The sequence below is a fragment of the Caulobacter sp. HJHS_5 genome (assembly GCF_056683955.1).
This window is the reverse complement of record NZ_JBWZNC010000001.1, coordinates 439513-465316: the sequence shown is the minus strand read 5'-3', so window position 1 is coordinate 465316 and position 25804 is coordinate 439513. Positions and strand designations below refer to the sequence as shown.

23 protein-coding genes are annotated in these 25804 nt (G+C 69.4%); 15 read left to right on the top strand and 8 right to left on the bottom strand.

What is annotated here, in order from left to right; translation table 11 throughout:
• Positions 1-50: 50 nt before the first annotated feature.
• Positions 51-1349, top strand: a complete 1299-nt coding sequence (locus tag ACFLIT_RS02430; protein WP_479909580.1) for a pyruvate dehydrogenase complex dihydrolipoamide acetyltransferase — start codon at positions 51-53, stop codon at positions 1347-1349.
• Between the two features lie 44 nt (positions 1350-1393).
• The gene (lpdA, locus tag ACFLIT_RS02425) at positions 1394-2800 is read left to right on the top strand and encodes a dihydrolipoyl dehydrogenase (protein WP_479909579.1); all 1407 of its coding nucleotides are present in this window, start codon (positions 1394-1396) and stop codon (positions 2798-2800) included.
• Positions 2801-2866: 66 nt separating this feature from the next.
• Here lpdA and ACFLIT_RS02420 read toward each other — a convergent pair whose 3' ends face one another.
• Entirely contained in the window at positions 2867-3766 is a 900-nt protein-coding gene (locus tag ACFLIT_RS02420; protein WP_479909578.1) for an EamA family transporter, read from the bottom strand.
• 85 nt (positions 3767-3851) lie between these two features.
• Here ACFLIT_RS02420 and ACFLIT_RS02415 point away from each other — a divergent pair, with 85 nt between their 5' ends.
• A complete protein-coding gene (locus ACFLIT_RS02415) occupies positions 3852-4334 on the top strand; it encodes an Lrp/AsnC family transcriptional regulator (protein ID WP_479909577.1) in 483 nt (160 codons plus the stop codon).
• A 155-nt stretch (positions 4335-4489) separates the two neighbouring features.
• Here ACFLIT_RS02415 and ACFLIT_RS02410 read toward each other — a convergent pair whose 3' ends face one another.
• The 3 genes from ACFLIT_RS02410 to ACFLIT_RS02400 all read right to left on the bottom strand — a co-directional run bounded on the left by ACFLIT_RS02410 (position 4490) and on the right by ACFLIT_RS02400 (position 7408).
• Positions 4490-6043 carry an AMP-binding protein gene (locus ACFLIT_RS02410; RefSeq protein ID WP_479909576.1) on the bottom strand — a complete coding sequence of 518 codons (1554 nt, stop codon included), beginning with the start codon at positions 6041-6043 and terminating at the stop codon, positions 4490-4492.
• 84 nt (positions 6044-6127) lie between these two features.
• Positions 6128-7072 carry an aspartyl protease family protein gene (locus ACFLIT_RS02405; protein ID WP_479909575.1) on the bottom strand — a complete coding sequence of 315 codons (945 nt, stop codon included), beginning with the start codon at positions 7070-7072 and terminating at the stop codon, positions 6128-6130.
• A gap of 9 nt (positions 7073-7081) precedes the next feature.
• Entirely contained in the window at positions 7082-7408 is a 327-nt protein-coding gene (locus tag ACFLIT_RS02400; RefSeq protein ID WP_479909574.1) for a hypothetical protein, read from the bottom strand.
• A 10-nt stretch (positions 7409-7418) separates the two neighbouring features.
• Between ACFLIT_RS02400 and ACFLIT_RS02395 the strand changes: the two genes are divergently transcribed.
• Positions 7419-7817, top strand: coding sequence for a hypothetical protein (locus ACFLIT_RS02395; protein ID WP_479909573.1), 399 nt, complete (start codon positions 7419-7421; stop codon positions 7815-7817).
• A 329-nt stretch (positions 7818-8146) separates the two neighbouring features.
• Here the strand turns inward: ACFLIT_RS02395 and ACFLIT_RS02390 are convergent, their stop codons facing one another.
• Complete coding sequence (locus ACFLIT_RS02390) at positions 8147-9154, bottom strand: alpha/beta fold hydrolase (RefSeq protein ID WP_479909572.1); 1008 nt, start codon at positions 9152-9154, stop codon at positions 8147-8149.
• 90 nt (positions 9155-9244) lie between these two features.
• On the opposite strand from ACFLIT_RS02390, the gene lipA reads away from it, so the two are divergent.
• Together lipA and ACFLIT_RS02380 are read left to right on the top strand one after the other, a co-directional pair.
• Positions 9245-10204 carry a lipoyl synthase gene (gene lipA / locus ACFLIT_RS02385; RefSeq protein ID WP_479909571.1) on the top strand — a complete coding sequence of 320 codons (960 nt, stop codon included), beginning with the start codon at positions 9245-9247 and terminating at the stop codon, positions 10202-10204.
• Between the two features lie 14 nt (positions 10205-10218).
• Positions 10219-10683, top strand: a complete 465-nt coding sequence (locus ACFLIT_RS02380) for a type II toxin-antitoxin system RatA family toxin (RefSeq protein ID WP_479909570.1) — start codon at positions 10219-10221, stop codon at positions 10681-10683.
• A 110-nt stretch (positions 10684-10793) separates the two neighbouring features.
• Here ACFLIT_RS02380 and ACFLIT_RS02375 read toward each other — a convergent pair whose 3' ends face one another.
• On the bottom strand, positions 10794-11285 hold the full coding sequence (locus ACFLIT_RS02375) for a CinA family protein (protein ID WP_479909569.1): 492 nt from the start codon (positions 11283-11285) through the stop codon (positions 10794-10796).
• 66 nt (positions 11286-11351) lie between these two features.
• Here ACFLIT_RS02375 and ACFLIT_RS02370 point away from each other — a divergent pair, with 66 nt between their 5' ends.
• Complete coding sequence (locus ACFLIT_RS02370; protein WP_479909568.1) at positions 11352-13607, top strand: fused MFS/spermidine synthase; 2256 nt, start codon at positions 11352-11354, stop codon at positions 13605-13607.
• A 184-nt stretch (positions 13608-13791) separates the two neighbouring features.
• Here ACFLIT_RS02370 and ACFLIT_RS02365 read toward each other — a convergent pair whose 3' ends face one another.
• The gene (locus ACFLIT_RS02365) at positions 13792-14934 is read right to left on the bottom strand and encodes a bifunctional 2-C-methyl-D-erythritol 4-phosphate cytidylyltransferase/2-C-methyl-D-erythritol 2,4-cyclodiphosphate synthase (RefSeq protein WP_479909567.1); all 1143 of its coding nucleotides are present in this window, start codon (positions 14932-14934) and stop codon (positions 13792-13794) included.
• A gap of 98 nt (positions 14935-15032) precedes the next feature.
• On the opposite strand from ACFLIT_RS02365, the gene dusB reads away from it, so the two are divergent.
• From dusB to hflX, 8 genes are all read left to right on the top strand, one after another.
• On the top strand, positions 15033-16037 hold the full coding sequence (gene dusB, locus ACFLIT_RS02360) for a tRNA dihydrouridine synthase DusB (protein ID WP_479909566.1): 1005 nt from the start codon (positions 15033-15035) through the stop codon (positions 16035-16037).
• Positions 16034-17158 (top strand): two-component system sensor histidine kinase NtrB, encoded by a 1125-nt coding sequence (locus ACFLIT_RS02355; RefSeq protein ID WP_479909565.1) that lies wholly within the window; start codon positions 16034-16036, stop codon positions 17156-17158. The genes dusB and ACFLIT_RS02355 overlap by 4 nt, the downstream gene beginning before the upstream one ends.
• Positions 17155-18576, top strand: a complete 1422-nt coding sequence (locus ACFLIT_RS02350; RefSeq protein WP_479909564.1) for a sigma 54-interacting transcriptional regulator — start codon at positions 17155-17157, stop codon at positions 18574-18576. The genes ACFLIT_RS02355 and ACFLIT_RS02350 overlap by 4 nt, the downstream gene beginning before the upstream one ends.
• Before the next feature lie 91 nt (positions 18577-18667).
• Positions 18668-20890 carry a sensor histidine kinase NtrY-like gene (locus ACFLIT_RS02345; RefSeq protein ID WP_479909563.1) on the top strand — a complete coding sequence of 741 codons (2223 nt, stop codon included), beginning with the start codon at positions 18668-18670 and terminating at the stop codon, positions 20888-20890.
• A gap of 9 nt (positions 20891-20899) precedes the next feature.
• Positions 20900-22288, top strand: coding sequence for a nitrogen assimilation response regulator NtrX (ntrX, locus tag ACFLIT_RS02340; protein WP_479909562.1), 1389 nt, complete (start codon positions 20900-20902; stop codon positions 22286-22288).
• Between the two features lies 1 nt (position 22289).
• The gene (locus ACFLIT_RS02335) at positions 22290-23150 is read left to right on the top strand and encodes a D-amino-acid transaminase (RefSeq protein ID WP_479909561.1); all 861 of its coding nucleotides are present in this window, start codon (positions 22290-22292) and stop codon (positions 23148-23150) included.
• A gap of 101 nt (positions 23151-23251) precedes the next feature.
• On the top strand, positions 23252-23494 hold the full coding sequence (hfq, locus tag ACFLIT_RS02330; protein WP_479909560.1) for an RNA chaperone Hfq: 243 nt from the start codon (positions 23252-23254) through the stop codon (positions 23492-23494).
• An 11-nt stretch (positions 23495-23505) separates the two neighbouring features.
• Positions 23506-24825 (top strand): GTPase HflX, encoded by a 1320-nt coding sequence (hflX, locus tag ACFLIT_RS02325; protein WP_479909559.1) that lies wholly within the window; start codon positions 23506-23508, stop codon positions 24823-24825.
• 170 nt (positions 24826-24995) lie between these two features.
• Here hflX and mazG read toward each other — a convergent pair whose 3' ends face one another.
• A complete protein-coding gene (mazG, locus tag ACFLIT_RS02320; RefSeq protein WP_479909558.1) occupies positions 24996-25802 on the bottom strand; it encodes a nucleoside triphosphate pyrophosphohydrolase in 807 nt (268 codons plus the stop codon).
• Between the last annotated feature and the right edge of the window lie 2 nt (positions 25803-25804).

Here is a 25804-nt window from a genome sequence, read left to right as displayed (position 1 = left end):
GTCAGGCCTGTGCCTGACCATCGCCTGACAAACGTCTGAGAGAGCCCGATATGGCCATCGACATCCTCATGCCCGCCCTGTCTCCGACCATGGAGGAGGGGACCCTCGCCAAGTGGCACGTAAAGGTGGGCGACACCGTCAAAGCCGGTGACGTCATCGCCGAGATCGAAACCGACAAGGCGACCATGGAGGTCGAGGCCGTCGACGAAGGCGTCGTCGAGGCCATCCTCGTGGAGGCCGGCGCCGAGGGCGTGAAGGTCAACGCCCCCATCGCCCGTCTGAAGGGCGAGGGCGAGGCCAGCGCGCCGCCGCCGGCCAAGGCGGAAGCGCCGAAGGCCGAGGCCGCCCCGGCGCCCAAGGCTGAAGCGCCCGCGGCTGCGCCGGTTCCGGCGGTTGCTGCTCCCGCGCAGGTCCCCGCCAAGGCCGAGGGCGAGCGCATCTTCGCCTCGCCGCTGGCGCGCCGCATCGCGTCGCAGAACGGCGTCGACCTGAAGGCGGTGAAGGGCACCGGCCCGCGCGGCCGGATCGTCAAGGCCGACGTCGAGGGCCTCAAGGGCGCCGCCGCCGCTGCGGCGCCTCAGGCCGCCGCTGCTCCGGCCGCCGCGCCCGCCGCGGCTCCGGCCCAGCACAAGACGCTGGCGCAGCTCGGCATTCCGGACGGCACCTACGACCTCGTGCCGCTCAACAACATGCGCAAGACCATCGCGCGCCGCCTGACCGAGTCGTTCCGCGACATCCCGCACTTCCCGCTGACGGTCGACATCGAACTCGACAAGCTGCTGGCCATGCGCGGCCAGGTGAACGCCCTTCTCGAGAAGGAAGGCGTCAAGGTCAGCGTCAACGACATCGTCATCAAGGCGGCCGCGATCGCCCTGAAGCGCGTGCCGGAAGCCAACGCCTCCTACACGCCGGAAGGCATCGCCATGCACCACCACGCCGACGTGGCGATGGCGGTGGCCATCGACGGCGGCCTGATCACCCCGATCATCCGCGCCGCCGAGACCAAGGGCCTGGCCCAGATCGCCAAGGAAACCAAGGATCTGGCCGAGCGCGCCCGGACCATGAAGCTGAAGCCCGAGGAGTACCAGGGCGGCACCTTCTCAGTCTCGAACCTCGGCATGTTCGGCATCAAGAGCTTCTCGTCGATCATCAACGAACCGCAGGGCGCGATCATGAGCGTCGGCGCGGGCGAGCAACGTCCGGTCGTCAAGAAGGGCGAGCTGGCCGTGGCCACGGTGATGACCGTGACGCTGACCTGCGATCACCGCGTGGTCGACGGCGCGGTCGGCGCGAAGTTCATCTCGGTGTTCAAGACGCTGCTCGAAGAGCCGCTGAGCATGCTGGCGTAAGCCGGCGGACCTCGCGACACGACTTCGAGACCCAGGAGAGCGGCATGGCTGTTGAGTTCGACGTAATCGTTATCGGCGCCGGCCCGGGCGGCTATGTCGCCGCCATCCGCGCCAGCCAGCTGGGCCTGAAGGCCGCCATCGTCGAGCGCGAGAACCTGGGCGGCATCTGCCTGAACTGGGGCTGCATCCCCACCAAGGCGCTGCTGAAATCCGGCGAGGTCTATGAGCAGCTGTCGCATCTCGACGGCTATGGCCTGGCGGTCGAGAAGGCCTCGTTCGACTTCGACAAGATCATCCAGCGCTCGCGCGGGGTGGCCAAGAACATGTCGGGCGGCATCGCCTTCCTGATGAAGAAGCACAAGATCGAGGTGATCGAGGGCGAGGCCAAGCTCGAGAAGGGCTCGCCCGCGCCCAAGGTCGTCGTCGCCCTGAAGGCCGGCGGCTCGCGCACCGTGCAGGCCAAGAACGTGATCCTGGCCACCGGGGCTCGCGCCCGCAACATCCCGGCCATCGGCGCCGTCTCGGACGGCGACAAGGTGTGGACCTATCGCGACGCCCTGGCGCCGAAGTCCATGCCGAAGTCGCTGGTGGTGATCGGCTCGGGCGCCATCGGCATCGAATTCGCCAGCTTCTACCGCGCGCTCGGCGCGGAGGTGACGGTGGTGGAAGCCGTCGACCGGATCATGCCGGTCGAGGACGAGGAAGTGTCGAAGGCCGCCCAAAAGGCGTTCGAGAAGCGGGGCATCAAGTTCCGCGTCGGCGCCAAGGTGACCAAGATCGACAAGACCGCCTCGGGCGTGTCGGTCGCCGTCGAGGCCGGCGGCAAGGCCGAGAGCCTGACGGCCGAGAAGTGCATCGTGGCCATCGGCATCGTGCCGAACACCGAGAACCTCGGCCTCGAAACCCTGGGCCTCGAGCTCGACCGCGGCCATGTGAAGACCGACAAGCACTGCGGCACCAACGTGCCCGGCCTCTACGCCATCGGCGACGTGGCCGGCGCGCCCTGGCTCGCCCACAAGGCCAGCCACGAAGGCATTCACGCGGTGGAGCACATCGCCGGGCTGAAGGCCCCGACCGTGCATTCGCCGATCCCGGGCTGCACCTACGCCAATCCGCAAGTCGCCTCCGTGGGCCTGACCGAAGCGGCCGCCAAGGCCGCCGGCTACGAGGTGAAGGCCGGCCGCTTCCCGTTCCGCGTCAACGGCAAGGCCGTGGCGGCGGGCGAGACCGAGGGCTTCATCAAGACGGTGTTCGACGGCAAGACCGGCGCGCTGCTGGGCGCCCACATGATCGGCCACGAAGTGACCGAGATGGTGCAGGGCTTCGGCATCGCCATCACCATGGAAGCGACGGAAGAAGACCTGTTCAACGTGGTCTTCGCCCACCCGACCATGAGCGAGGCCATGCACGAGGCCGTGCTCGACAGCTGGGGCCGCGTGCTCCACATCTGACCCGACTGCGACGGCGCGCCGAGACAACCCGGCGATGAGGGAGGGTGGGTTTGAACCCACCGCCCCCTAAGGCGCGTTCTCCGCCGCCTTGCCCTTGGCGTCGAAGCCCACCGAAAGGGCCGAGGCTGAGACCACCAGCATGATGGCGACCCACTGGGCGACGGTGAGCAGCTCGCCGAGCACCAGCATGGCCGAGAGGCCGCCGATGGCCGGCTCCAGGCTGAGGAGGACGCCGAAGTTGCGGGCCGGGATGCGGCGCATGGCGACCATCTCCAGGCTGTAGGGGATGGCGCTGGAGAGGACGGCGACGACCAGGCCGCCGAGGATCAGTTCGGGCTTGAAGAAGCCGGCGCCGGCGCTGTGCAGGCCGAAGGGCACGGTGACGACGGCGGCCACCGCCATGCCGAGGGCGACCGACGGGCCGCCCGGCAGGTGGGCGGTGCGCTTGCCGAGCAGGATGTAGAGCGCCCAGCAGACGCCGGCGGCCAGGGCGAAGCCGACGCCGACCGGATCGAGCCCCCGGCCCTGGTTCCAGATCGGCAGCAGCAGGGAGACGCCGAGGGCGGCGAGGGCGATGGCGACGAAGTGGATCGGCCGGCGGGACAGGGCCAGCGACAGGCTGAGCGGGCCGAGGAACTCGATGGCCACGGCGATGCCGATCGGCAGCGTGCGCAGGGCCATGTAGAAGGTGAGGTTCATGACCCCCAGCACGGCGCCGTAGGCGGCGATACGCATGGCGTCGTCGCGCGTGAGCTTCATGCGCCAGGGCCGGAAGACCATGGCGAGGATCAGGGCCGCGAAGCCGACGCGATAGGCGGTGAGGGCCTGAGGCCCGACGAGCGGGAACAGGTGCTTGGCGAAACTGGCGCCGCCCGCGATCACCAACATGGCCCCGATGAGCGCGAGGTACGGCACGTGGGATCCCTCTGCGGGCTGGCGGGCGGTGATGGTGGCGGCGCTGGACATGGCCGGCAAGCTAGCGAGATGACGGCGGCGCTTCTCGGCGATATCCTGCGTAAGGTGACGATAAGCACCGGAATTGAGGCATTGAATGACGGAAACCGTCGATCTGGACAGTTTCGACCGGCGGCTAATCGAGGAGGCGCGGCGCGACAACCTGCAGCCGGCCCGCGAGCTGGCCGCGAAGGTGGGACTCTCCGAAAGCGCGGTGCTGCGCCGAATGCGACGCTTGCGGACCGAGAAGGTGATCGTCGCCGATGTCGCGGTGATCGATCCGCGCCGTCTGGCGCCGGCGATCACCATCCATGTGCTGGTCGAGTTCGAGCGACACAACCTCAAGGCCGAGCAGGCCTTCGCCGACAAGCTGGCGGGCTATCGCGAGGTGGTCGGGGCCTGGAACGTGACTGGACGGACCGATTTCCTGGTGACGATGAGCGTGCCCTCCATCGTCGCCTTCCAGCAGTTCGCCGACGAGGTGCTGGCGGCGGACGAGAACATCAAGTCTTTCGAGACGCTGGTCAGCCTGCGGGAGATCGTGCGGTTCGATCCGATGCGGGGCGGGGAGGCGGTTTAGATCTCAATAGAGCCCATCCATCCGTCATCGCCGGGCGAAGTCCCGGCAATCCATGCGTGGTGAGTTGGAAGATGCGCGTTCGCGCCCGCGACGCCGGTGTTCATGGTTAGCCGGCACAAGGCCGGCTATGACGCGGAATGGGGTGCGGGTATTGTCTACCCCGCCTTCGCGTCCGCCTCCGCCATTCGCTGCACCGCCACGTAGTCGGTCTTGCCCGTGCCGAGCACCGGGATTTCCTGGGCCTTGAGGATGCGGCGCGGGGCGGCGATCTCGGGGGCGCCGATGGCCTGGGCGTGGGCGATCAGGGCGGAGGCGGCGGCGTCCTGGCGGTCGGTGACGAGGACGATGCGCTCGCCCTTTTTGGGGTCGGGCAGGGAGACAACCGCGTGGCGGTTGCCCGGCCAGACGGCCGCCGCCAGGTCCTCGGCGGCCGTGAGCGAGACCATCTCGCCGCCGATCTTGGCGAAGCGCTTCACGCGGCCCTGGATGGTGATCCAGCCGTCGTCAGTCATGGTGACCACGTCGCCGGTGTCGTGCCAGCCGCCCTCGGGGGTGTCGACGCCCCCGGCCTCGTTGAGATAGCCGGCCATGACGTTGGGGCCGCGAACCAAGAGCTTGCCGCCGAACGGGATGCCCTCGACCGGCTCAAGCCGGTGCTCGATGCCGGGCAGGATGCCGCCAACCGTGCCGTGGCGGTTGTCCTCCGGCTTGTTGACCGCGATCACCGGGGCCGCCTCGGTGGCGCCATAACCTTCCAGCAACGGCACGTCGCCGAACTTCTCGCGCACCAGGGCGTGGGTTTCGGCCCGGACCTTTTCGGCGCCGCAGACGATGAAGCGCAGGCCGGCCATCTCGTCGCGCTCGGCCACGCGGGCGTACTGATTGACGAAGGTGTCGGTCGACAGGAGCACGGCCGCGCCGGTGTCCTTCAGCAGCGGCGGAATCTGCTTGGAGTGCAGCGGCGAGGGGTATTCGAACGCCTTCAGGCCATTGAGCAGCGGCAGGATCACGCCGCCGGTCAGGCCGAAGCAGTGGAAGACGGGCAGGGGGTTGAAGAACACCCAGTTCGGATCGAGGTCGATGTGGGCGGCGATCTGCATCGCGTTGGAGACCAGGTTCGCCTGGGTGAGCACCACGCCGCGCGGGGCGCCGAAACTGCCGGAGGTGAACAGCACCACGCCGGGATCGGACGGCTGGGCGGCGGCGCGGAACTGGCCGGGGAAGAGGCCGGCGACGGCGGCGTAGAGCTTGTCCGCCCCGCCGATCGATTTTCGGACGTCCTCCAGGTAGACGATCGTCGCCTGCCCCTCGAGGGCGTCGATCAGGTCGTGCAGCTTGGCCTGCTCGATGAAGCGGTGCGAGGTGAGCACGTGCTTCACCCCGGCCAGCTTGCAGGCGGCCTTGAGGTTGCGGATGCCGGCCGTGAAATTGAGCATCGTCGGGGTGCGGCCGACCGCATGCAGGGCGAAGAAGGTGACCACCGCGCCGACGCTGGAGGGCAGCATGATCGCCACGTGCTCGCGCGGCGCGGTGATGGCCGACAGCTTGCGGCCGAGCGCGAAGCTGGCGCGGATCAGGTCCTGGTAGGTGAGGGCGCGGCGATCCTGATCCTCGAGGATCGGCTTCTTCATCCCGTACTTGCGGGCCGCGTCGAGCAGGGCGTCGAAGACGGAGCGCTGCCCCTGGCGCGGATCAAACGCAGTCGCCATGCGGCGATACCTCCCTGGCGAGTCTCGCCCGCTTGCGGCGGGGACCCTAGCGGCGCGGGCCGCACAAGCAAAGCGTGAGGGGCCTTATCGATCCCGCCGGGCGCTGTTCGCGGGCCTTGGAGACAGCCACAACTTGTCGGCGCCGAGGTCGATCGCGAACCGGAACCTGGAGAGGAGCTTGTAACCCAAGAGGCCGTCGGCCGGCAGTCCGGCCATGTCACGCTCACAGACTTCGACATTCTGCAGAGTCGCGTCACCCAGAGTCAGGTCCTTCAGTTTCGCCGTTCGCACATCGTCGATGCGCCCCAGAATGTCGGTGCTCGACCGCTGGGTCTCCTCGGAGAGGTGTGGGGAGAGCGACGCCCACACCGCTGGGGAGACGCAGAGGTCGCTGCTCTGGCCGGTATCGATGATCACCGAGAAGTCTCGCCCGCCCGCCGAGACCGTAGCGATCGGAACTCCACGTCTGAGTTCCAGCACCTGGGCGTCGCGTAGCGACCTGAGCGCTCCGCTCGGGGCGACCTGGAACTCGTTGAGGCTGGGCTCGACCATCAAGACCAGGGACCGCAGGAAATCCTGCCCGAGAATGAAATCGACGTCGCGGGCCAGATTTCCGGAGATCGCCGACAGATCGGCGGCGCGAAACTGCGACATGTTGAGGCTGAACTGTCCGGGGACGGCAAGCGTGACCGCCTTCGTCCTCCACAGCAACAGGTCACCGCCGCCTGTCGTGCGGAGCGTCTCCGGATCCGGTTCCGAAACGAGGTCGAGGTCGCGGGCGAACTTCAGATCGATCAGGCTAGCCGAGGCGCCAGTGTCAAGAACGGCCAGGGCCGGGCGATCAGCGACTGTCATCCTGAACAGCATGGCGCCGCGCCAGACCTCGTATGGCACGGGGCTTCGCTTCTCGGCGGCGACGATCTGGCCTTGAGGCGGCGCGGCGGGGGACGGCGACGGCTGCGCGAGCGCGTACCCAGGACCCACGCCGGGGGCGGCGATCAACGTTGCGGCGACCGCCAAGACGGCCAAGAAGCGCACCTAGTTTGCGCCGCCGCTCGTCGCGGCGCCCGTCCGCGAGATCGGCTGTAACCACGTTTTGCCTAGAGTTGTGTCCATGGCGAAGTTGAATCTCGACAGGAGGCCATAGCCGACCGTGCCGTCGCGCCCATCTTCCGCACGGGACTCTTCGCAGATGTTGAGGTTCTCCAGCTTACCGCCCGCGAAGGTGACTTCCTTCAGCTTCGCTTGCCGATTTGCGCCATCGGCGGCTGACGGCGAGGAAACCTCCGAGATCGACGATGAGAGCGACGTCCAAGCCGCCGGCGAGAGGCAGAGGTCGAAGCGGGTGGCGGTGGAGAGCGCCACGACGAGGCTCTTGTCGCCCACCGAGATCGTCGTGGTCGGCGTGCCCGGCTTGCGCCAGTTCCACGGATCCGGGCGGCCCGCCCGTCACGACGCCGGTCGGCGCGAGATCGAAGGCGTGCTTCTCGGGGTTTATCATCACCACCATCTGGCGAAGAAAATCCTGGCCGAAAACGAAGGCGACCCTCTGGTCCAATCGAGCCATGAGGGGCGCAAGATCGGTGGCCCGCAGTTGGGACAGGGTTATCTTGAACTGGCCGGGGACCGTCAGTGGAACGTCCTTCGCCCGCCATATCGCCTGGGACTTGCCCTCAGGCGTCTGGAGGGTGGCGGGGACGGATTCCAGGGACAGGCCAGTGTCGCGGGCGAGCTTCTCATCGATCAGGCTGACCGGCAGAGCGGTGTCGAGTAGGGCCCAGACGCCCCGGTCGCCGACCAGCATCTGGAAGAGTACGACCCCCTGCTGGTCCTCATAGGGCACAGGGCCGCGTCGCTCGACGGGGAGGAGGCGATCCTTGGGCGGCGGCTGAGCGTTTGCGGGGGGTGTTTGCGCGAAAGCCGTCGCGCTCGTCAGCAGAAGCGCCGCCGAAGCGGCCAAGACTCCCAGCGTACGCATCGTCCCTCCCAGGGCCATGGCGCGCGACCTGCTTGTTTGTTCAGGTCAACCGCAGCGCCACGAAGGTCGAGGTTAGACTCAGGGTTGATGTTTGCAAGACCGGCGTTCATTGACTTTCGGCCGCTTCAGCGTCCTTCGCCAGCGGTGCTCCACTGTCCGATGAAGTCGTCGAGGGCAGCGAGCCACGCCTCACGGGCGGGATCACGCTCGCGAGGCAGGTCGCGCCAAGCGTTGGGAATGGCGGTCTCTGCGCAGGCGGGCAGGCTGTCGCACAGCCTTTCGGACACAGCGTTGTCGTCCTCGGCGGCGGTGAGCAGGAGGGTCGGCGTCGAGAGCCGACCCTGGGCGGTTCGGGCGGCGTCGGACGTCTCGCTGAGGGCCGCCAGCCAGCCGAAGGAAGGGCCGCCCATGCGCAGGTCGGGGTTGGCTTCGGCCCAGGCGCGACGCAGGGCGCCGCGGATCGGATCGTGGGTCAGGCGGTCGGCGGGCGCGTCGCGGCGCCAGCCGCCCTCGCCGGGCGCGCGTAAGGCCCCGAGGCCGAGGCGGCGGATCCAGCGGCTGTCGATCGGACCGAGTGTCGGCGGCGGGGTGAGAAGCGGCGCCGAGAGCACGAGGCCATCGACGCCGAGGCCGGATTGGACGGCGCGCAGGGCGATGAGGCCGCCGAGGGACTGGCCGACCAAGATCAGGGGCGTCTCGCCGGTGGGGCGGATGACCACGCGGACCATGGCGCGCACGGCGACGATGTCGGGATCGAAGCTCGTGGCGTGGCCGAGGTCGCGGTGGCCGGTCAGGCGGGCCGAGCCGCCCTGGCCGGCGCGTTCGAGGAGCCAGACGACATAGCCGCGACGGTTGAGGTCGGCGGCGGTTTCGAACCAGGTCTCGGCCGGATCGTCATAGCCGGTCAGGATCAGGACGTTGGCCGTGGGCGCGACCGGCGGGGCGGAGACGCCGTAGCGCTGCTCGGGCGACGATCCGACCTTCACCAGGCCCCAGGCCCAGCCTTCCGGCGGGTAGAAACGCGGCGCGACGGAGGGCGGGACGCGGCTGTCGGTGAACGCCTCACGGGCGCCCTGCGGACCGCAGGCGGCCAGGGCGAGGAGCAGGGCGGCGGGGACGGCGCGGCGAAGCATCCGCCGGAGCATTTCGCGGCTCGCCGGATGCGGCAAGTCGTTACAAGTGAAAGGGTTGATTGCAGCGATGGAAAGGCCGATCTAGGCCGCATGGTCACGTTGATCGACAATCGGGGCGGCCCGCCCCGTCCGCGTCACCCCGAAAAGCAATCCCGGCCGGATACGCCGCTGCTGCGGAAGCCGGATTGGCTGCGAGTTCGAGCTCCCGGATCCGCGGGCTACAACGCCACGCGCGACATCGTGCGGTCGCATGGTCTGACGACCGTCTGCGAAGAGGCCGCCTGCCCGAACATCGGCGAGTGCTGGACCCAGAAGCACGCGACCATGATGATCATGGGCGAGATCTGCACCCGCGCCTGCTCGTTCTGCAACGTGGCGACCGGCAAGCCGAATCCCCTGGACCCCACCGAGCCGCAACGCGTGGCCGACGCCGTGGCCAAGATGGGCCTGAAGCACGTGGTGATCACCTCGGTGGACCGCGACGACCTGGTCGACGGCGGCGGGGCGCACTTCGCGGCCGTGGTGCGGGCCATCCGCGCCGCCGCGCCGGGCACGACCATCGAGATTTTGACGCCGGACTTCCTGAGGAAGGCGCCGAGCGCCTCCGAGATCGTCATCGACGCCCGCCCGGACGTGTTCAACCACAACCTCGAGACCGTGCCGCGCCTCTATCTGAGCATTCGGCCCGGCGCCCGCTACTACAACTCGCTGCGCCTGCTGGAGCGGGTGAAGGAGCGTGACCCCAACCAGTTCACCAAGTCCGGCCTGATGGTCGGCCTCGGCGAGAGCAAGGAAGAGGTCATGCAGGTGATGGACGACATGCGCTCGGCCGGCGTCGATTTCATCACCATCGGCCAGTACCTGCAGCCGACGCGCAAACACGCGGCGGTGGACCGCTTCGTCGATCCGGACGAGTTCGCCGCCTATGAGGCGATCGCGCGCGCCAAGGGCTTCCTGATGGTCTCGGCCAGCCCGCTGACCCGCTCGTCGCACCACGCGGGCGAGGACTTCGCCCGCCTGAAGGCGGCCCGCGAAGCCCAGGCCGCCTAACCACCGACGCCGGCGTGAAGCACACGGTCTCCCGCGTTCTGCCGTACGCGCCCGAACAGCTATGGACGCTGGTCGGCGATGTGGACGCCTATCCCGAGTTCGTGCCGTGGATCACCGCCATGCGGACCTGGAACGCGCGGCTGGAGAGCGAAACCGTGCAGGTGGTCGACGCCGAGGCGCAGGTGGGCTTCTCGTTCCTGCGGGAGAAGTTCGCCACCCGCGTGCGCCGCGACGCGGCGGCGCGGACGGTGGAGGTGGGGCTGCTCTACGGCCCGTTCCGCAAGCTGGCCAACCGCTGGCGGTTCTCACCGCATCCGCTGGGGGCGCTGGTGGAATTCGACATCGATTTCGAGTTCAAGTCGCGCCTGCTCGACGGCCTGCTGGCCGCCAACTTCCACCGGGCGGTCGACAAGCTGATCGCGTGCTTCGATGCCCGGGCCAAGGCCCTGTACGGACCGCCGCAGACGGCGCTGCAGTAGGTGCAGTGCAACGCTCTGGAAGTTCCATGTCGTTACTTGCTTCGTCATGGCCGGCTTCGCCCGGCGATGACGGAGGAAGGGGAGAGGGCTGAAAGTCGCCCATAGTCAGGTCAGGCGCGGACCAGGTTTCGCAGCATTTCCAGGGCCGTTTCGACGGCGGCGAACTGGACGCCGCCGCGGTCCAGGCCGGTGAACACTTCGTGCCGGTGCAGGGTGAGGCCGTCGCGGGCGGCGGCGAAATGCACCGTGCCGACCGGCTTGGCCGGCGAGCCGCCGCCGGGGCCGGCGACGCCGGTGACGGCCACGGCGACATCGGCGCCCGAGGCGGCCAGGGCGCCTTCGGCCATGGCGCGGGCGACCGGTTCGGACACCGCCCCGTGGGCGGCCAGCAAGGCGTCGGGCACCCCGATCATCGCAGCCTTGGCGGCGTTGGAATAGGTGACGACCCCACGGTCGAACACGTCCGAGGCGCCGGAGATCGAGCAGATGGCCGCGGCGACGAGGCCGCCGGTGCAGCTTTCGGCGGTGGTGACGGTGAGGCCGGCGGCGCGCGCCTCCTCGATCAGGGCGCGGGCGGCGGCGTCTATGGCTTGCGGAAACATCGCGGGTCAGACCTGATGGGCGAAGGGAGGGGCGACGACGGCCCGCAGTGTAGCTGAATCGATGCGATGACCGACACCGTCGCCGTTGCGCCGCCGCCATCCGCCGGCGGGGCGCTATTGTACCCCGCCGCCGTGTTCGCCAGCGCCGCCTTGGTGTTCCTGGTCGAACCGATGGTCGCCAAGCTGGTGCTGCCGCTGCTGGGCGGCTCGCCGGCGGTGTGGAACACCAGCCTGGCGTTTTTCCAGATCGCGCTGCTGGTCGGCTACGGCTACGCCCACCTGCTGCAGCGCCTGCCGACGGTGAAGCAGCAGGCGACCGTCCATATCGTGGTGATGATCCTGGCCGCCCTGGCCCTGCCGCTGCGGATCACCGGCCTGCTCGGCGATCCGTCGGTGGATTGGCCGGGGCCGTGGCTGCTGGGCGCCCTGGCGCTGTCGATCGGCGCACCGTTCGCGGCGCTTTCGGCCACCGCGCCCCTGGTGCAGGCCTGGTACGCCCGGTCGGCGGCGCGGGAGGGGGGAACGCCCTACGCCCTCTATGCGGCGAGCAATCTCGGCAGTCTGCTGGCGCTGCTGGCCTATCCGATCGTCGTCGAGCCGCTGCTGCGGCTACAGACTCAGCGGCTGGCGTGGACGCTCGGCTATCTGGGGTTCGTGCTGCTGATGGCGGCGCTCGCCTGGCGCGCCTCGCGGGCCGGGGCCTCCGCGCAGGCCCCGGTGACGTCGGAAGACGAGGACGCGCCGCCGGTGACCTGGCGCCAGCGCCTGTGGTGGGTGGGCCTGGCGGCGGTTCCCTCCAGCCTGATGATGGGGGTGACCACCCACCTGACCATGGACGTGGCCTCGGCGCCGTTCCTGTGGGTCGTGCCGCTGGCGCTGTATCTGCTGACCTTCATCCTGGCGTTCGGCGATCGGCAGCGCCTGCCGTTCGGCCTGTCGCTGTTCCTGCACGCCGCCTCGCTCGGCGTCTGCGTGGCGATGATTCCGTTCCACGCCGGCCATATCGCCGTGCAGATGGCGGTGACCCTGTTCGCCTTCTTCTTCGCCGCCATGGTCTGCCACCAGGCGCTGTATTACCGGCGGCCGGCGGCGGGGAGGCTGACCGAATTCTATCTGTGGATGTCGCTGGGCGGGGTGATCGGCGGCGGGTTCAACGCCTTCCTGGCGCCGGTGATCTTCGACCGGGTCTATGAGTTCCCGCTGGCCCTGGTGCTGTCGTGCCTGGCGCGGCCGTGGCGACGGCGCTGGCCGACGCCCCTGGAATGGACGGCGATCGTCGCGGCGGTCATCGTCTGCGCCATGGTGGTGGGGCTGGTCGACCGCTACCAGTATCGCGGCGAGCTGACGGCGCTGCTGGTGCTGCCCGCCGCCGCGGCCTTCTTCCTGCGCTACACCACGCCCGGCTACACGGCGGTGATTCTGTCGCTGACCGTCGCCGCGACCGTGATCGGCGACCGGGCTCATACCACCTACACGGCTCGCAGCTTCTTCGGCGTGCTTCGGGAGTCCGTCACCCAGGTTCCCGGCCTCGGCGGCACGGTGCGGATGCTGACAAACGGCACGACCTTGCACGGCGCCCAAGCGCTGTCGCCGCAGTATCGCTGCCAGCCGCTGATCTACTATGCCGACAAGACGCCCATCGCCCGGGCCTTCCGCGCGGTGCAGGCCCGCAAGCCGAACGCGACCCTGGCGGCGGTGGGCCTGGGCGCGGGGACGGCCAGCGTCTACGCCCGGCCGGGCGACAGCTTCACCTTTTTCGAGATCGATCCGCTGGTGGTGCGGCTGGCCACCGATCCGAAGCACTTCAGCTACACCACCGCCTGCGCCAAGACGCCGGTGGATTATGTGCTCGGTGACGCGCGGCTGACGCTGGACAGGCAGCCGGACGGCAAGTTCGACGTGTTGCTGATCGACGCCTTTTCCTCGGACGCGGTGCCGGTGCACCTGCTGACGGTCGAGGCGATCAAGGGCTACCTCAAGAAGGTGAAGCCGGACGGCCTGGTCATCCTGCACCTTTCGAACCGCAACCTCGAACTGCTGGGGCCGACCCAGGCGGCGGTGAAGGCGGCGGGGGCGCTGAGCATCATCCAGGACTACCAGCGCGACTACATGACCCCGCCGCTGTGGGAGTCGAGCGAGAACGTGGTGGTGGCGGCGAGGAGCTGGCAGGCGTTCGGCGAGCTGCGGGACGACCCGTTGTGGGAAACGCACGACGACCACCATGCGCGCGCCTGGACCGACGACTACGCCAACCTCGTGGGCGCGTTGTACGCCAAGCTGGTGGAGCGCTGGCGGGTGATGCACCCGGCGAGGGAGCCTTGAGATTGAAATAGATCCCTCTCCCTCGAAGGGAGAGGGGCAGGGGTGAGGGTGTGGCCTCTGAGGTTTCGGCTATGTGGTAGGGGCGCTGCCTGTTGAGTGTGTCTGGAAGGGCCCTGCGAACACCCCCATCCCTGACCGTTGGCTTCGCCTCCGCTTCGCGGTCCCCTTCGAGGGGGAAGGGAAGCTAAGCGGGGGTTTCCACGCTGGCCACGGCCTGGGCGGCGATGCCTTCGCGGCGGCCGGTGAAGCCGAGCTGTTCGGTGGTGGTGGCTTTGACGCTGACGCGGTCGAGGGGCAGGTCGAGGAGTTCGGCGAGGCGGGCGCGCATGGCCTCGCGGTGCGGCTTCACCTTCGGCGCCTCGCAGATCAGGGTGACGTCGACATTGATCACCCGGCCGCCGCGCACCTTCACCCGCTCCACGGCGTAGGTGAGGAATTTGTAGGAGGGCGCACCCTTCCACTGCGGGTCGGTGGGCGGGAAGTGGTCGCCGATGTCGCCGTCGCCGATGGCGCCGAGCAGGGCGTCGGTGAGGGCGTGGAGGCCGACGTCGGCGTCCGAATGACCGACCAGGGCCTGGCTGTGGGCGACCTCGACGCCGCAGAGCCAGACGGAATCGCCGGGGCCGAAGGCGTGGACATCGAAGCCCTGGCCGACGCGGGTGATCCGGGCCGTGGAGGCCAGTTGCTCGGCCATGTCGAAGTCCTCCGGATAGGTCAGCTTCATCAGCATGGGGTCGCCGGGGGCCAGTGCGACGCGGCCGCCATCGGCCTCGATCACGGCGGCGTCGTCGGTCGGCTCGTCGGGACCGGCCCAGGCGGCGTAGGCGGCGCGCAGGCGGCCGAGTGGGAAGGCCTGCGGGGTCTGGGCGCGCCAGAGGCCAGTGCGGGAGACGGTGGTGACGCGACCACCTTCGCGCTTAAGCGTGTCGGCGACGGGCAGGGCGGGCACGGCGCCGTCGGCGTCGGCGAGGGCCGCGAGCAGGCTTTGGACGTGTCTGGCGGTGACGAAGGGGCGGGCGGCGTCGTGGATCAGCACGGCGTCGGTCTCCGCGCCGGTGAGGGCCGCGAGGCCCGACTGCACGGAGAGGGCGCGGGTGGCGCCCCCCTCGACCGCGCGCCAGCCGGCAAGACCAGCGAGGGCCGACTCGGCCAGAGGCGCCCCGTCGGGCGGCAGGACGACGACGATCTCGTCCACGCCGGCGGCCAGCAGCCGCTCGACCGACCAGCGCAGCACCGGACGGCCGGCGAGAAGCCGCCACTGCTTGGCGGCGCCGGGTCCTGCCCGATTTCCGGAACCGGCGGCGACGATCACGGCGGAGAAGCGCATGGCCGCGTCTTTACGGCGCGCTGTCGGCTTGTCCAGCTTTGGGGCTTTACTGCACCGCACAATCTGCCTAAAAAGACAGCGATGGAGATGCACACAAAATGAGCAGCGTGCTCAGGATCGGTGAAATACAAGCCTCCACGGTCTGGCTCGCGCCGATGACCGGGGTCACCGATCTGCCGTATCGCGCCATCGCCGCCGGGCTCGGCGCCACCTATCAGGCGACGGAGATGGTGGCCTGCGACCAGTTCGCCCGGGGCAGGGCCGACGTCGTGCGCCGCGCCGCGGTCGGCGAGGGTCTGCCCCTCAACATCGTTCAACTGGTCGGCCGCGACCCGCGCTGGATCGCCGAGGGCGCGCGCCTGGCGGTCTCCGCCGGGGCTCAGGTGGTGGATCTCAACTTCGGATGCCCGGCCAAGGAAGTGACGGGCGCCCAGTCCGGGTCGGCCCTGATGCGGGAGCCGGAACTGGCCGAGAGCCTGGTGAAGGCGGCGGTGGACGCCGTTTCGGTCCCGGTGACGGTGAAGATGCGGCTGGGTTGGGACGACGCTTCGCGCAACGCCGCCGAGCTGGCGGTGCGGTTCGAGGCGCTTGGCGCGAAGGCGCTGACCATTCACGGGCGCACCCGCTGCCAGTTCTACACCGGCCAGGCCGACTGGGCCGCCGTGCGGGCGGTGAAGGCCGCCGTCTCCGTGCCGGTGGTGGTCAATGGCGATGTCGTCGATCTGGCCAGCGCACGTGAAGCGCTCGCGCAGTCGGGCGCCGACGCGGTGATGATCGGCCGCGGCGCGGTCGGGCGGCCGTGGCTGGCGGCGGAGATCGAGGCCGGTCTCGCCGGGCGGGACTTCGCCGAGCCCGAGGCCGCCGTGCGGTTGCAGATCGTCCGTGACCATCTGGCCCGCAGCCAGGCCTTCTACGGCGAGCGCCTGGGCCTGCGCATGTTCCGCAAGCATCTGGCCGCCTACATCGAGGCCGCGCCCTGGCCGGCCGAGGCGGCGGCGCGGCGCGAGGCGCGGGGGCGGCTCTGCCGCCTGGAGACGGCGGCGGATGTCCAGGCGGCGCTGGGCGCGCTCTGGATGGATGGCGAGAGGAGGCTGGCGGCATGAGCGATCGCGCCTGGTCCGTGAGCGGCCCGCCCGCCGGCGACGCCCTGAAGGCGGCGGCCTTCGAGCTTTCGCCCGAGCCCGCCCTGGTGGTCGACGCCAACGGCGCCCTGGTGGCCGTGAACGAGGCGGCCGAGACCCTGTTTGGTCAGGGTCTGACCCTGCTGGCGCGGGGCCGCTTCCTGGCCGCCTTGCCGCACGGCTCGGCCGTGGTGTCGCTGCTGCGCCGCGCCCTGGAAGAGGGCGTGCGGGTGCGCGAGCATGGGGTGCAGATCAGCCTGTTCGGTCAGGCGCCGTTCGAGGCCGACGGGGCCGCTTCGCCGCTGGGCGACGGTTCGGTGCTGCTGACTCTGCATGTGCGGCACAGTCAGCTTTCGGTCGAGCGCGACCAGGCGGGCCTGCGCTCGGTGGTCGGGCTGGGCCGGATGCTGGCGCATGAGATCAAGAATCCGCTGGCGGGCATCCGCGGCGCGGCGCAGTTGCTGAAGGCGGGCGCCGTGAGCGAGGACCAGCCGCTGGCGCAGTTGATCGTCGACGAGACCGACCGCATCCGCCGGCTGGTCGACCGGATGGAAGTGTTCTCCGACAACGCGCCGCCGACCCGCACCCCGGTCAACATCCACCAGGCGCTGGACCGCGTGCGCGCCCTGGCCGCCAACGGCGTGGCCGACGGCCTGATCCTGCGCGAGGTCTACGACCCCTCGCTGCCGCCGGTGTGGGGCGACGACGACCAACTGATCCAGATCTTCCTGAACCTAGTGAAGAACGCCGCCGAGGCCGCCCACATGCGGCGGGATAGTCGCGGCGAGATCGTGATCACCACGGCCTACCGCCATGGCGTGAGGGTGCGCGGCCCGGACGGCCGCACCCTGAAGGACGCGCCGCTGGAAGTGCGGGTGCAGGATAACGGCCCCGGCGTGCCCGAGGAGCTGAAGGAGCACCTGTTCCAGCCCTTCGTCACCACCAAGTCGAACGGCACGGGCCTGGGCCTGGCGCTGGTGTCCAAGCTGGTCACCGGCCACGGCGGCCTGATCGACTTCGAATCCGAGCCTGGCCGCACCGTTTTCCGCGTGCTGCTGCCCGTAGCGCCCCACCAAATCGTCGAGGAAGCGTCCCAAGCATGAGCGCCGCCACCAAGAAGATTCTGATCGCCGACGACGACAGCTCGATCCGGCTGGTCCTGAGCCAGGCGTTCACGCGCCTGGGCTATCAGGTGCGGGCCACCGGCAACGCCACCACCCTGCTAAAGTGGGTGTCGGACGGCGAGGGCGACCTGGTGGTCACCGACGTGATGATGCCGGACGAGAATGTGTTCGACGTGCTGCCGCGCATCCGCAAGGAGCGGCCGAAGCTGCCGATCATCGTGATGAGCGCGCAGAACACCCTGCTGACGGCGGTGGGCGCCGCCGACGCCGGGGCGTTCGACTACGTCTCCAAGCCCTTCGACCTCGACGACATGACCGCCGCCGCCCGCCGCGCCCTGTCGCGCCCGGCCGATAGCGAGGCCTCGAAGGCCCAGGCCCGCGCCATGCGCGACGAGCGCCTGCCGCTGATCGGGCGTTCGGCCCCGATGCAGGAGGTCTATCGCACCATCGCCCGCCTGGTCGGCGCCGACCTGACGGTGCTGATCACCGGCGAGAGCGGCTCGGGCAAGGAGCTGGTGGCGCGGGCGCTGCACGATCTTGGCCGCCGTCGCGACGGCAAGTTCGTGACCATCAACCTGGCGGCCGTGCCGCGCGAGCGGGTGGAGGTGGAACTGTTCGGCCGGGGCGACGGCGACCTCGGCAAGCTGGTCGAGGCCGACGGCGGCACCCTGTTTCTTGACGAGATCGGCGACATGCCGCTGGACGCCCAGACGCGCCTGCTGCGGGTGATCGACGGGTCCGAGCCGGTGCTGAATCCCAAGACAGGGCGGCGTCCGAACGTGCGGATCATCGCCGCGACCAACCGGCCGCTGCGCGGGCTGATCGGGCAGGGGCTGTTCCGCGAGGATCTGTTCTTCCGCCTGAACGTGGCGCCGCTGCGCCTGCCGCCGCTGCGCGAGCGGGCCGAGGACATTCCGGAACTGGCGCGGTCCTTCCTGCTGCGCGCCAACCGCGAGGGCCTGCCGGCCAAGACCATCGATTCCGGCGCCCTCGACCGCCTGAAGGCGCACAGCTGGCCGGGCAATGTCCGTGAGCTGGAGAACCTGATCCGCCGCATATGCGCCCTCTACGGCGAGGAGCTGATCACCGCCCGCATCGTCGAGCGCGAGCTGCAGGACCAGGCGCCGCCGCCGCCGGGCGAGGAGGGGCCGGTCACGCTCTCGGCCCTGGTCGAACGCCACCTGGCCTCGCATTTCGCCGACCAGCCGGACGGCGTGCCCGCGCCGGGCCTCTATGATCGGGTGCTGCAGGAGGTGGAGCGCCCGCTGATCCAGCTGACGCTCTCGGCGACGCGCGGCAATCAGGTGCGGGCGGCGGAAATCCTCGGTCTGAACCGCAATACTCTGCGCAAGAAAATCCAGGATCTCGGCGTCGAGATGGCCCGCGGACGGCGGTAGTCGCCGGCTGTCGCATAGGTCAAAATCGCCTGACGTAATCCGGCCACATCGCTGTTGAGTTTCGGGCACAGTCGGCGGTAGGCTGGCCGTCATGGCGTCCGTCCTGTCCGCAGTTCGCCCGCCGCCCCTGAAGCCGATCCTACGATCGATCTGGGGCGCGCTGGGCCGACAGTCCCGATATGTGCTCGGCGGGGGCTATGCGCTCGCCGCGACGATCACGGCCGCGGGCGTGCTGCTGGCCTCGAACGGCTCGGCCGGATCGCCCGGCGCCACCTCCAGCATGGTGCTCGGGCTGCTCGGTCTGAACCTGGTGCTGATCCTCGGGCTCTGCCTGCTGATGGTCGGCCGGGTGACGCGGCAGATCAACGTCGAGGCCGGCGGGGCCGGAGCCCGGCTGCACCTGCGCTTCATCACCCTGTTCTCCATGGCGGCGGTGGCCCCGGCGGTGATCGTGGCCCTGTTCTTCGGGGTGCTGGTCACCCGGGGCGTCGAAAGCTGGTTCAGCGCCCGGGTGCAGACCGTGGTCGAGAACTCCGCGACGGTGGCGCGCTCCTATGTGGAGCAGCAGAACCAGTATGTCGGCGAACATCTGCACATGATGGGCATCGAGGTGAACCGCGCCGCGCCGGCCGTGGTGCAGTCGCCCGTCGCCTTCGGCCACTTCCTGGCGCAGGAGATCCGGGACAACGGCTTTTCCGCCGCCTACATGATCGATCGCGACGGCCGGGTGCTGGCCCGCGCCGAGGACAACGCTCCGCCGTTTCTCAGCCCGCCTCCGCTGAGCTTCCAGTTCGCCGACGAGGGCGGCATTTCGAGCGAGTCCTTCGCCTCGGCGAACCTGTTCCGGGCGCTGTATCGGCTGCCCGACTATCCGAATTCGTACCTCTACATCGTCCGGCCGGTCGACACCGGCATCATCGCCCACCTGCGCGAGACCGAAGCCGCCCTGGTCTCGTACCGCGAGGCGGACCAGAGCCGCGCCCGCATCCAGGCCGCCTTCGCCCTGAGCTATGCCGAGACGGCGCTGCTGGTGCTGGTGGGGGCCGTATGGCTGGGCGTCGCCGCCGCCAACTCCATCGCCTCGCCGGTGGCGCGGGTGGTGCAGGCGGCCGGCCGGGTGGCCGGCGGCGACCTCGACGCGCGGGTCGACCAGCACGAGGGGCCGGCCGAGATCGCCATGCTGTCGCGCGCCTTCAACCAGATGACCAGCGACCTGCAGAGGCAACAGGCCGATCTGCGCGCCGCCAGCGTCGACGCCGAGCAACGGCGCGAGTTCATCGAGACCGTGCTGGGCGGGGTGAGCGCAGGGGTCATCGGCCTGGACGCCGAGGGCCGCATCTCGGCGATCAACGCCCGGGCCGAGACCCTGCTGGACGTTTCGCAGGCGCGGGGACTGTCGCTGGCCGAGGCCGCGCCGGAGCTGCTGATCGTGGCCGATCGGGCGTCGGCCATCGGCCACGACGCGGAGGACGAGGTGGACGTGGTGCGCGGCAGCGAGACGCGCCGCCTGCGGGTGCGGGCCAGCCATTCCGCTGAGGGGCTGGTGCTGACCTTCGACGATATCACCCGGTTGCTGGCGGCCCAGCGCAACGCCGCCTGGCGCGATGTCGCCCGCCGCATCGCCCACGAGATCAAGAACCCGCTGACCCCGATCCAGCTTTCGGCCGAGCGCCTGCGCCGCAAATACCGCAAGGACATCGTCAGCGATCTGGAGACCTTCGACCGCTGCACCGACACCATTATCCGCCAGGTGGGCGACATCGGGCGGATGGTCGATGAGTTCTCATCCTTCGCCCGGATGCCGGCGCCGAAGTTCGATCCGGCCGACCTGGTCGAGCTGGTTCGCCAGGGCGTGTTCGCCCAGCGCGTCGCCTCGCCGGAGATCGAGGTGGAGATGGTCGAGGGCGGGCCGGAACTCATCCTCAACGTCGACGCCCGCATGGTCGGCCAGGCGCTAACCAATCTGTTGAAGAACGCCGCCGAGGCGGTGGGCGCGAGGACGGCGAGCGAGCCGGAGCCGCAGGGCCGCGTGCTGGCGCGCATCGTCCAGGGGGCCGCAGGGATCGACGTGGAGATCGAGGACAACGGCGTCGGCCTGCCGACACGCGACCGCGACCGCCTGACCGAGCCCTATGTGACGACCCGGGAAAAGGGCACCGGCCTGGGCCTCGCCATCGTCAAACGCATCATGGAGGATCACGGCGGCGCCCTGATCCTCACCGACGCGCGGGAGGGCCGGGGCGCCCTGACCATCCTGCGCTTCCCCCTGTCGGCGGTCGTTGCGCCGACACTCGAAACCGCCGCGGCATCTTAGGGAGAACGTATGTCAGCCGACATTCTGGTGGTCGACGACGAGGCCGACATCCGCGATCTGGTCGCCGGCATCCTGTCCGACGAAGGCTACGCCGTGCGCACGGCGGCCGACAGCGAGGCCGCCCTGGCGGCGATCCGCGCGCGAAAGCCGGCGCTGCTGGTGCTCGACATCTGGATGCAGGGCGGCGGCATGGACGGGCTGGAGCTGCTCGACCTGATCAAGGAGCTCGACGCCGACCTGCCGGTGCTGATGATCTCGGGCCACGGCAACATCGAGACGGCGGTCAACGCCATCAAGCGGGGCGCGTACGACTTCCTCGAGAAGCCGTTCAAATCCGACCGGCTGCTGGTGCTGGTCGAGCGGGCCATCGAGGCGTCGCACCTGCGGCGCGAGAACCGCCGCCTGCGCGTGCAGTCCACCGACGCCAGCGCCCTGATCGGCAAGTCGGCCGCCAGCCAGGCGCTGCGCCAGATGATCGCCAAGATCGCCCCGGCCAACAGCCGCGTGCTGATCGCCGGCCCGCCCGGCTCCGGCAAGGAGATGGTGGCGCGGATGATCCACTCGGGCAGCCCGCGCGCCCGGGGCGAGTTCGTGGCCATCGGCGCGGCGGGCATGGCGCCCGAGCGCCTGGACCTGGAACTGTTCGGCGAAGAGGGGGAGGGCGGTCGCCCGCGCAAGATCGGCGTGTTCGAACGCGCCCACGGCGGCACCCTGTTCCTCGACGAAGTGGCCGACATGCCGCGCGAGACCCAGAGCCGCATCCTGCGGGTGCTGGTCGAGCAGCGCTTCCGCCGCCTGGGCGGGGACTCGGACGTGCAGGTCGATGTGCGCGTGGTTTCCGCGACCTCGCGCGACCTGCGCGAGGAGATCGCCCTGGGGCGCTTCCGCGAGGATCTGTTCCATCGCCTGAACGTGGTGCCGGTGCGGGTGCCGGGGCTTTCCGAACGGCGCGACGACATCCCCGAGCTGGTGAACCACTTCATCGAACGCATCAGCGAGGCGACCGGCATGCCGCGCCGCCGCCTGGCCGAGGACGCGGTGGCCACGCTGCAGGTGCATGACTGGCCGGGCAACGTGCGCCAGCTGCGCAACAACGTCGAACGGCTGCTGATCCTGGCCTCGGGCGACCCGGCCGAGATCATCACCGCCGACATGCTGCCGTCGGAGGTGGCCAGCGCCGGGCCGGCGGGCGCCATCGCCGCCGAGCGGATCATCGCCCTGCCGCTGCGCGAGGCGCGGGAGCTGTTCGAGCGCGAGTATCTGAACGCCCAGATCATGCGCTTCGGCGGCAATATCTCGCGCACCGCCACCTTCATCGGCATGGAGCGCTCGGCCCTGCACCGCAAGCTGAAGTCGCTCGGCGTCGGCGCGCGCGGGCTGGAGGGCGACGAGGAATAGGATGTCGCGGGTTGCGTATGTGAACGGGCTCTACGTCCCGCACGCCGAGGCGGCGGTGCACGTGGAGGACCGCGGCTATCAGTTCGCCGACGCCGTCTATGAGGTGTGGTCGGTGATGGGCGGCAAGCTGGCCGATGCGGCCGGCCACTTTCAGCGGCTGAGGCGCTCGCTGGCCGAGCTTTCGATCGCCGAGCCGATGGGCGAGGCGGCGCTGCGGGTGGTGCTGCGCGAGGTGATCCGTCGCAACCGCGTGCGGGAGGGGCTTGTTTATTTGCAGGTCTCGCGCGGCGTGGCGCGGCGGGATCACGTGTTCCCCAAGGACGTGGCGCCGGCCGTGGTGGTCACCGCCCGGCGGGTGGACCGCGCGGCGCAGGACGCCTCGGCGGCGAAAGGCATCGGGGTGATCACCACGCCGGAAACACGCTGGGGGCGTTGCGACATCAAGACAGTGGGCCTGCTGCCGAACCTCCTGGCCAAGCAGGCGGCCAAGAACGCCGGCGCGACGGAGGCCTGGTTCGTGGACGCCGACGGCAATGTGACCGAGGCGACCTCGGCCAACGCCTGGATCGTCGACGCCGACGGCGTGCTCCGCACCCGCGAGACCACGGCCAACATCCTGCGCGGGATCACTCGGACGACCCTGCTGGAGGTGCTGCGGACCGAGAACCTGAAGGTGGAGGAGCGGCCGTTCACCGTGGCCGAGGCCCTGTCGGCGCGAGAAGCCTTCGTTTCAGGCGCCGGAGGCCTGATCCAGCCCGTTGTGCGCATAGACGGCCGCCCCATCGGCGATGGCAAGCCCGGCCCCGTGGCGGCGCGACTGAGGGCCGCCTATATTGAAACCGCGCGCCGCAACGCCGAATAGCGAAACGGCGCGTTGCAGGTGTCATAGCCTGCGGCCTAAGCTGAACTTTCTCGTGTGTGGGAGGCGTTTGGTCTCCCGATCAACAAAGAGGGGAATCCCCAATGTCGGCCGATAAGAAGCAAAACCTGCAGGACACGTTCCTCAACAGCGTCCGCAAGTCGAAGACGCCGCTCACCATCTTCCTGGTCAACGGCGTGAAGCTGCAGGGCGTGGTCAGCTGGTTCGATAATTTCTGCGTGCTGCTGCGCCGCGATGGCCAATCGCAATTGGTGTACAAGCACGCCATCTCCACCATCATGCCGTCGCAGCCGGTGCAGCTCTACGAGCCCGGCGAAGACGATTGAACTGAGTCCGCTTGAGCAAAACTCCCGTCGATAGATCCGCGCCCGTCCAGAAGGCGCTCGTCGTTCATCCCGTCCATGCGCGCGAAGCCAATCCGCGCGACCCCGCCGCCCGCCTCGAAGAGGCGGCGGGGCTGGCGTTCGCCCTCGATCTGGAGGTGCGCGAGCGCCTGGTCGCTCCCCTGCGCAGCCGCGTGCCGGCTACGCTGTTCGGCTCCGGCAAGGTCGAGGAAATCAGGGCGATCTGCGAGGTCGAGGAGATCGACGTCGTGATCGTCGACGACGCCCTGACCCCGGTGCAGCAGCGCAATCTTGAGAAGGCCATGCAGGTGAAGGTCATGGACCGCACCGGCCTGATCCTGGAAATCTTCGCCCGCCGAGCGCGGACCAAGGAAGGCAAGCTGCAGGTCGAGCTGGCGCGCCTGAGCTACGAACGCTCGCGCCTGGTGCGCACCTGGACCCACCTGGAGCGCCAGCGCGGCGGCTTCGGCGTGATGGGCGGCCCCGGTGAAACCCAGATCGAAACCGACCGGCGCCTCCTGGCCGGCAAGATGGCCAACCTGAAGAAGGAGCTGGTGGAGGTGCGCCGCACGCGCGGCCTGCAGCGCAGCGCCCGCAAGAAGGTCCCGTACCCGACCATCGCCCTGGTGGGCTACACCAACGCCGGCAAGTCGACGCTGTTCAACCGACTGACCGAGGCCAAGGTGCTGGCCAAGGACATGCTGTTCGCGACGCTCGATCCGACGCTGCGGACGCTGAAGCTGCCGAACGGCCGGCCGGCGATCATGTCGGACACCGTGGGATTCATCTCCGACTTGCCGCACGAACTGGTTGAGGCCTTCCGCGCCACGCTGGAGGAGGTGCAGGACGCCGACGTGGTGCTGCATGTGCGCGACATCGCCAGCCCCGACACTGACGCCCAGAAGCGCGACGTCGAACTGGTGCTGGCCGAGCTGAAGGTGACGCCGGACGCCGGCAAGACAATCATCGAGGTGTGGAACAAGGTCGACCTGCTGGCCGATGAGGATCGCATCGACGTGGAGGGCGAGGCGCGTCGGCGCGGGGCCCAAGCCGTCTCCGCGGTGACAGGCGAAGGCTGCGAAGCCTTGCTCGAACGGTTGGGCGGATTGATCGACGATGCGCCGCCGGTCGAGGTGGTGCTGCCTGCGGACGCGGGCGAGGCCCTGGCCTGGCTCTATCGCAACGGGCGGATCACCGAGCGCGAGGAAGCCGACGACGGGGCGACCCGGGTTTCGGCGCGCCTGGACGCCCAGGCCCAGGCACGGTTCGAACGGCTGTTTCCGGAGCTGATCCTGGCCGAGGCCGCGCAATAGCGGCGGGCGGTGAATCCGATAGGGCCGGATTGATCCAAAGCATCCAAACCCTCGCGGCGCCGCCGGGGAAACTCGACCCTTCCCCCTGGATGGGGGAAGGGGCGTGGGAAATTGGCGGGTTACAGAGGCGGAAGGCGTCAGGTTTCCTATAGCCGCCTCAAGTGCGCTTCCTACTTCGCCTTCTCGGCCGCCTTCGCGTCGTTCCAGAGGCCGTCCATCTCCGCGAGGTCCGACTGGGCGGGCGCCTTGCCGCGCTCGGTCAGCGCCGCCTCGATAAAGCGGAAGCGGCGGATGAACTTGGCGTTGGCGGCGCGCAGGGCGTCCTCCGGTTCGACGTCGAGCTTGCGGGCGAGGTTGGCGCAGACGAACAGCAGGTCGCCCAGTTCCTCGCGGATTTTCTCCTGATCGGCGACGTCGATCTCAGCTTCGAGTTCGGCGGCTTCCTCGCGCAGCTTGTCGAGGATTTCGTGCACGGTCGGCCATTCGAAGCCGACGCGGGCGGCGCGTTTGGTCAGCTTCACGGCGCGGGTGAGGGCGGGCAGGCCGACCGGGACGTCGTCGAGCACGCCGCCCTTCGACTTCGCCTTGCGTTCGGCGGCCTTGATGGTCTCCCAGTCATCCTTCTGCTCGGCGACCGAGCTGTATGCCGTGTCGGCGAAGACGTGGGGATGGCGGCGGACCATCTTGTCGGCGATGGTCGCGGCCACGTCGTCGAAGGCGAAGGCGCCCTGTTCCTCGGCCATGCGCGAATGGAAGACCACCTGCAGCAGGAGATCGCCCAGCTCCTCCTTCAGATCGGAAAGATCGCCGCGTTCTATGGCGTCGGCTACCTCGTAGGCTTCCTCGACGGTGTAGGGGGCGATGGTGGCGAAGGTCTGCTCGACGTCCCACAGGCAGCCGTCCTTGGGGTCGCGCAGGCGGGCCATGACCGCCAGCAGGCGCTGCAGCGGGTCGTCCGGGAGCGGCGCGTGGGGCATGG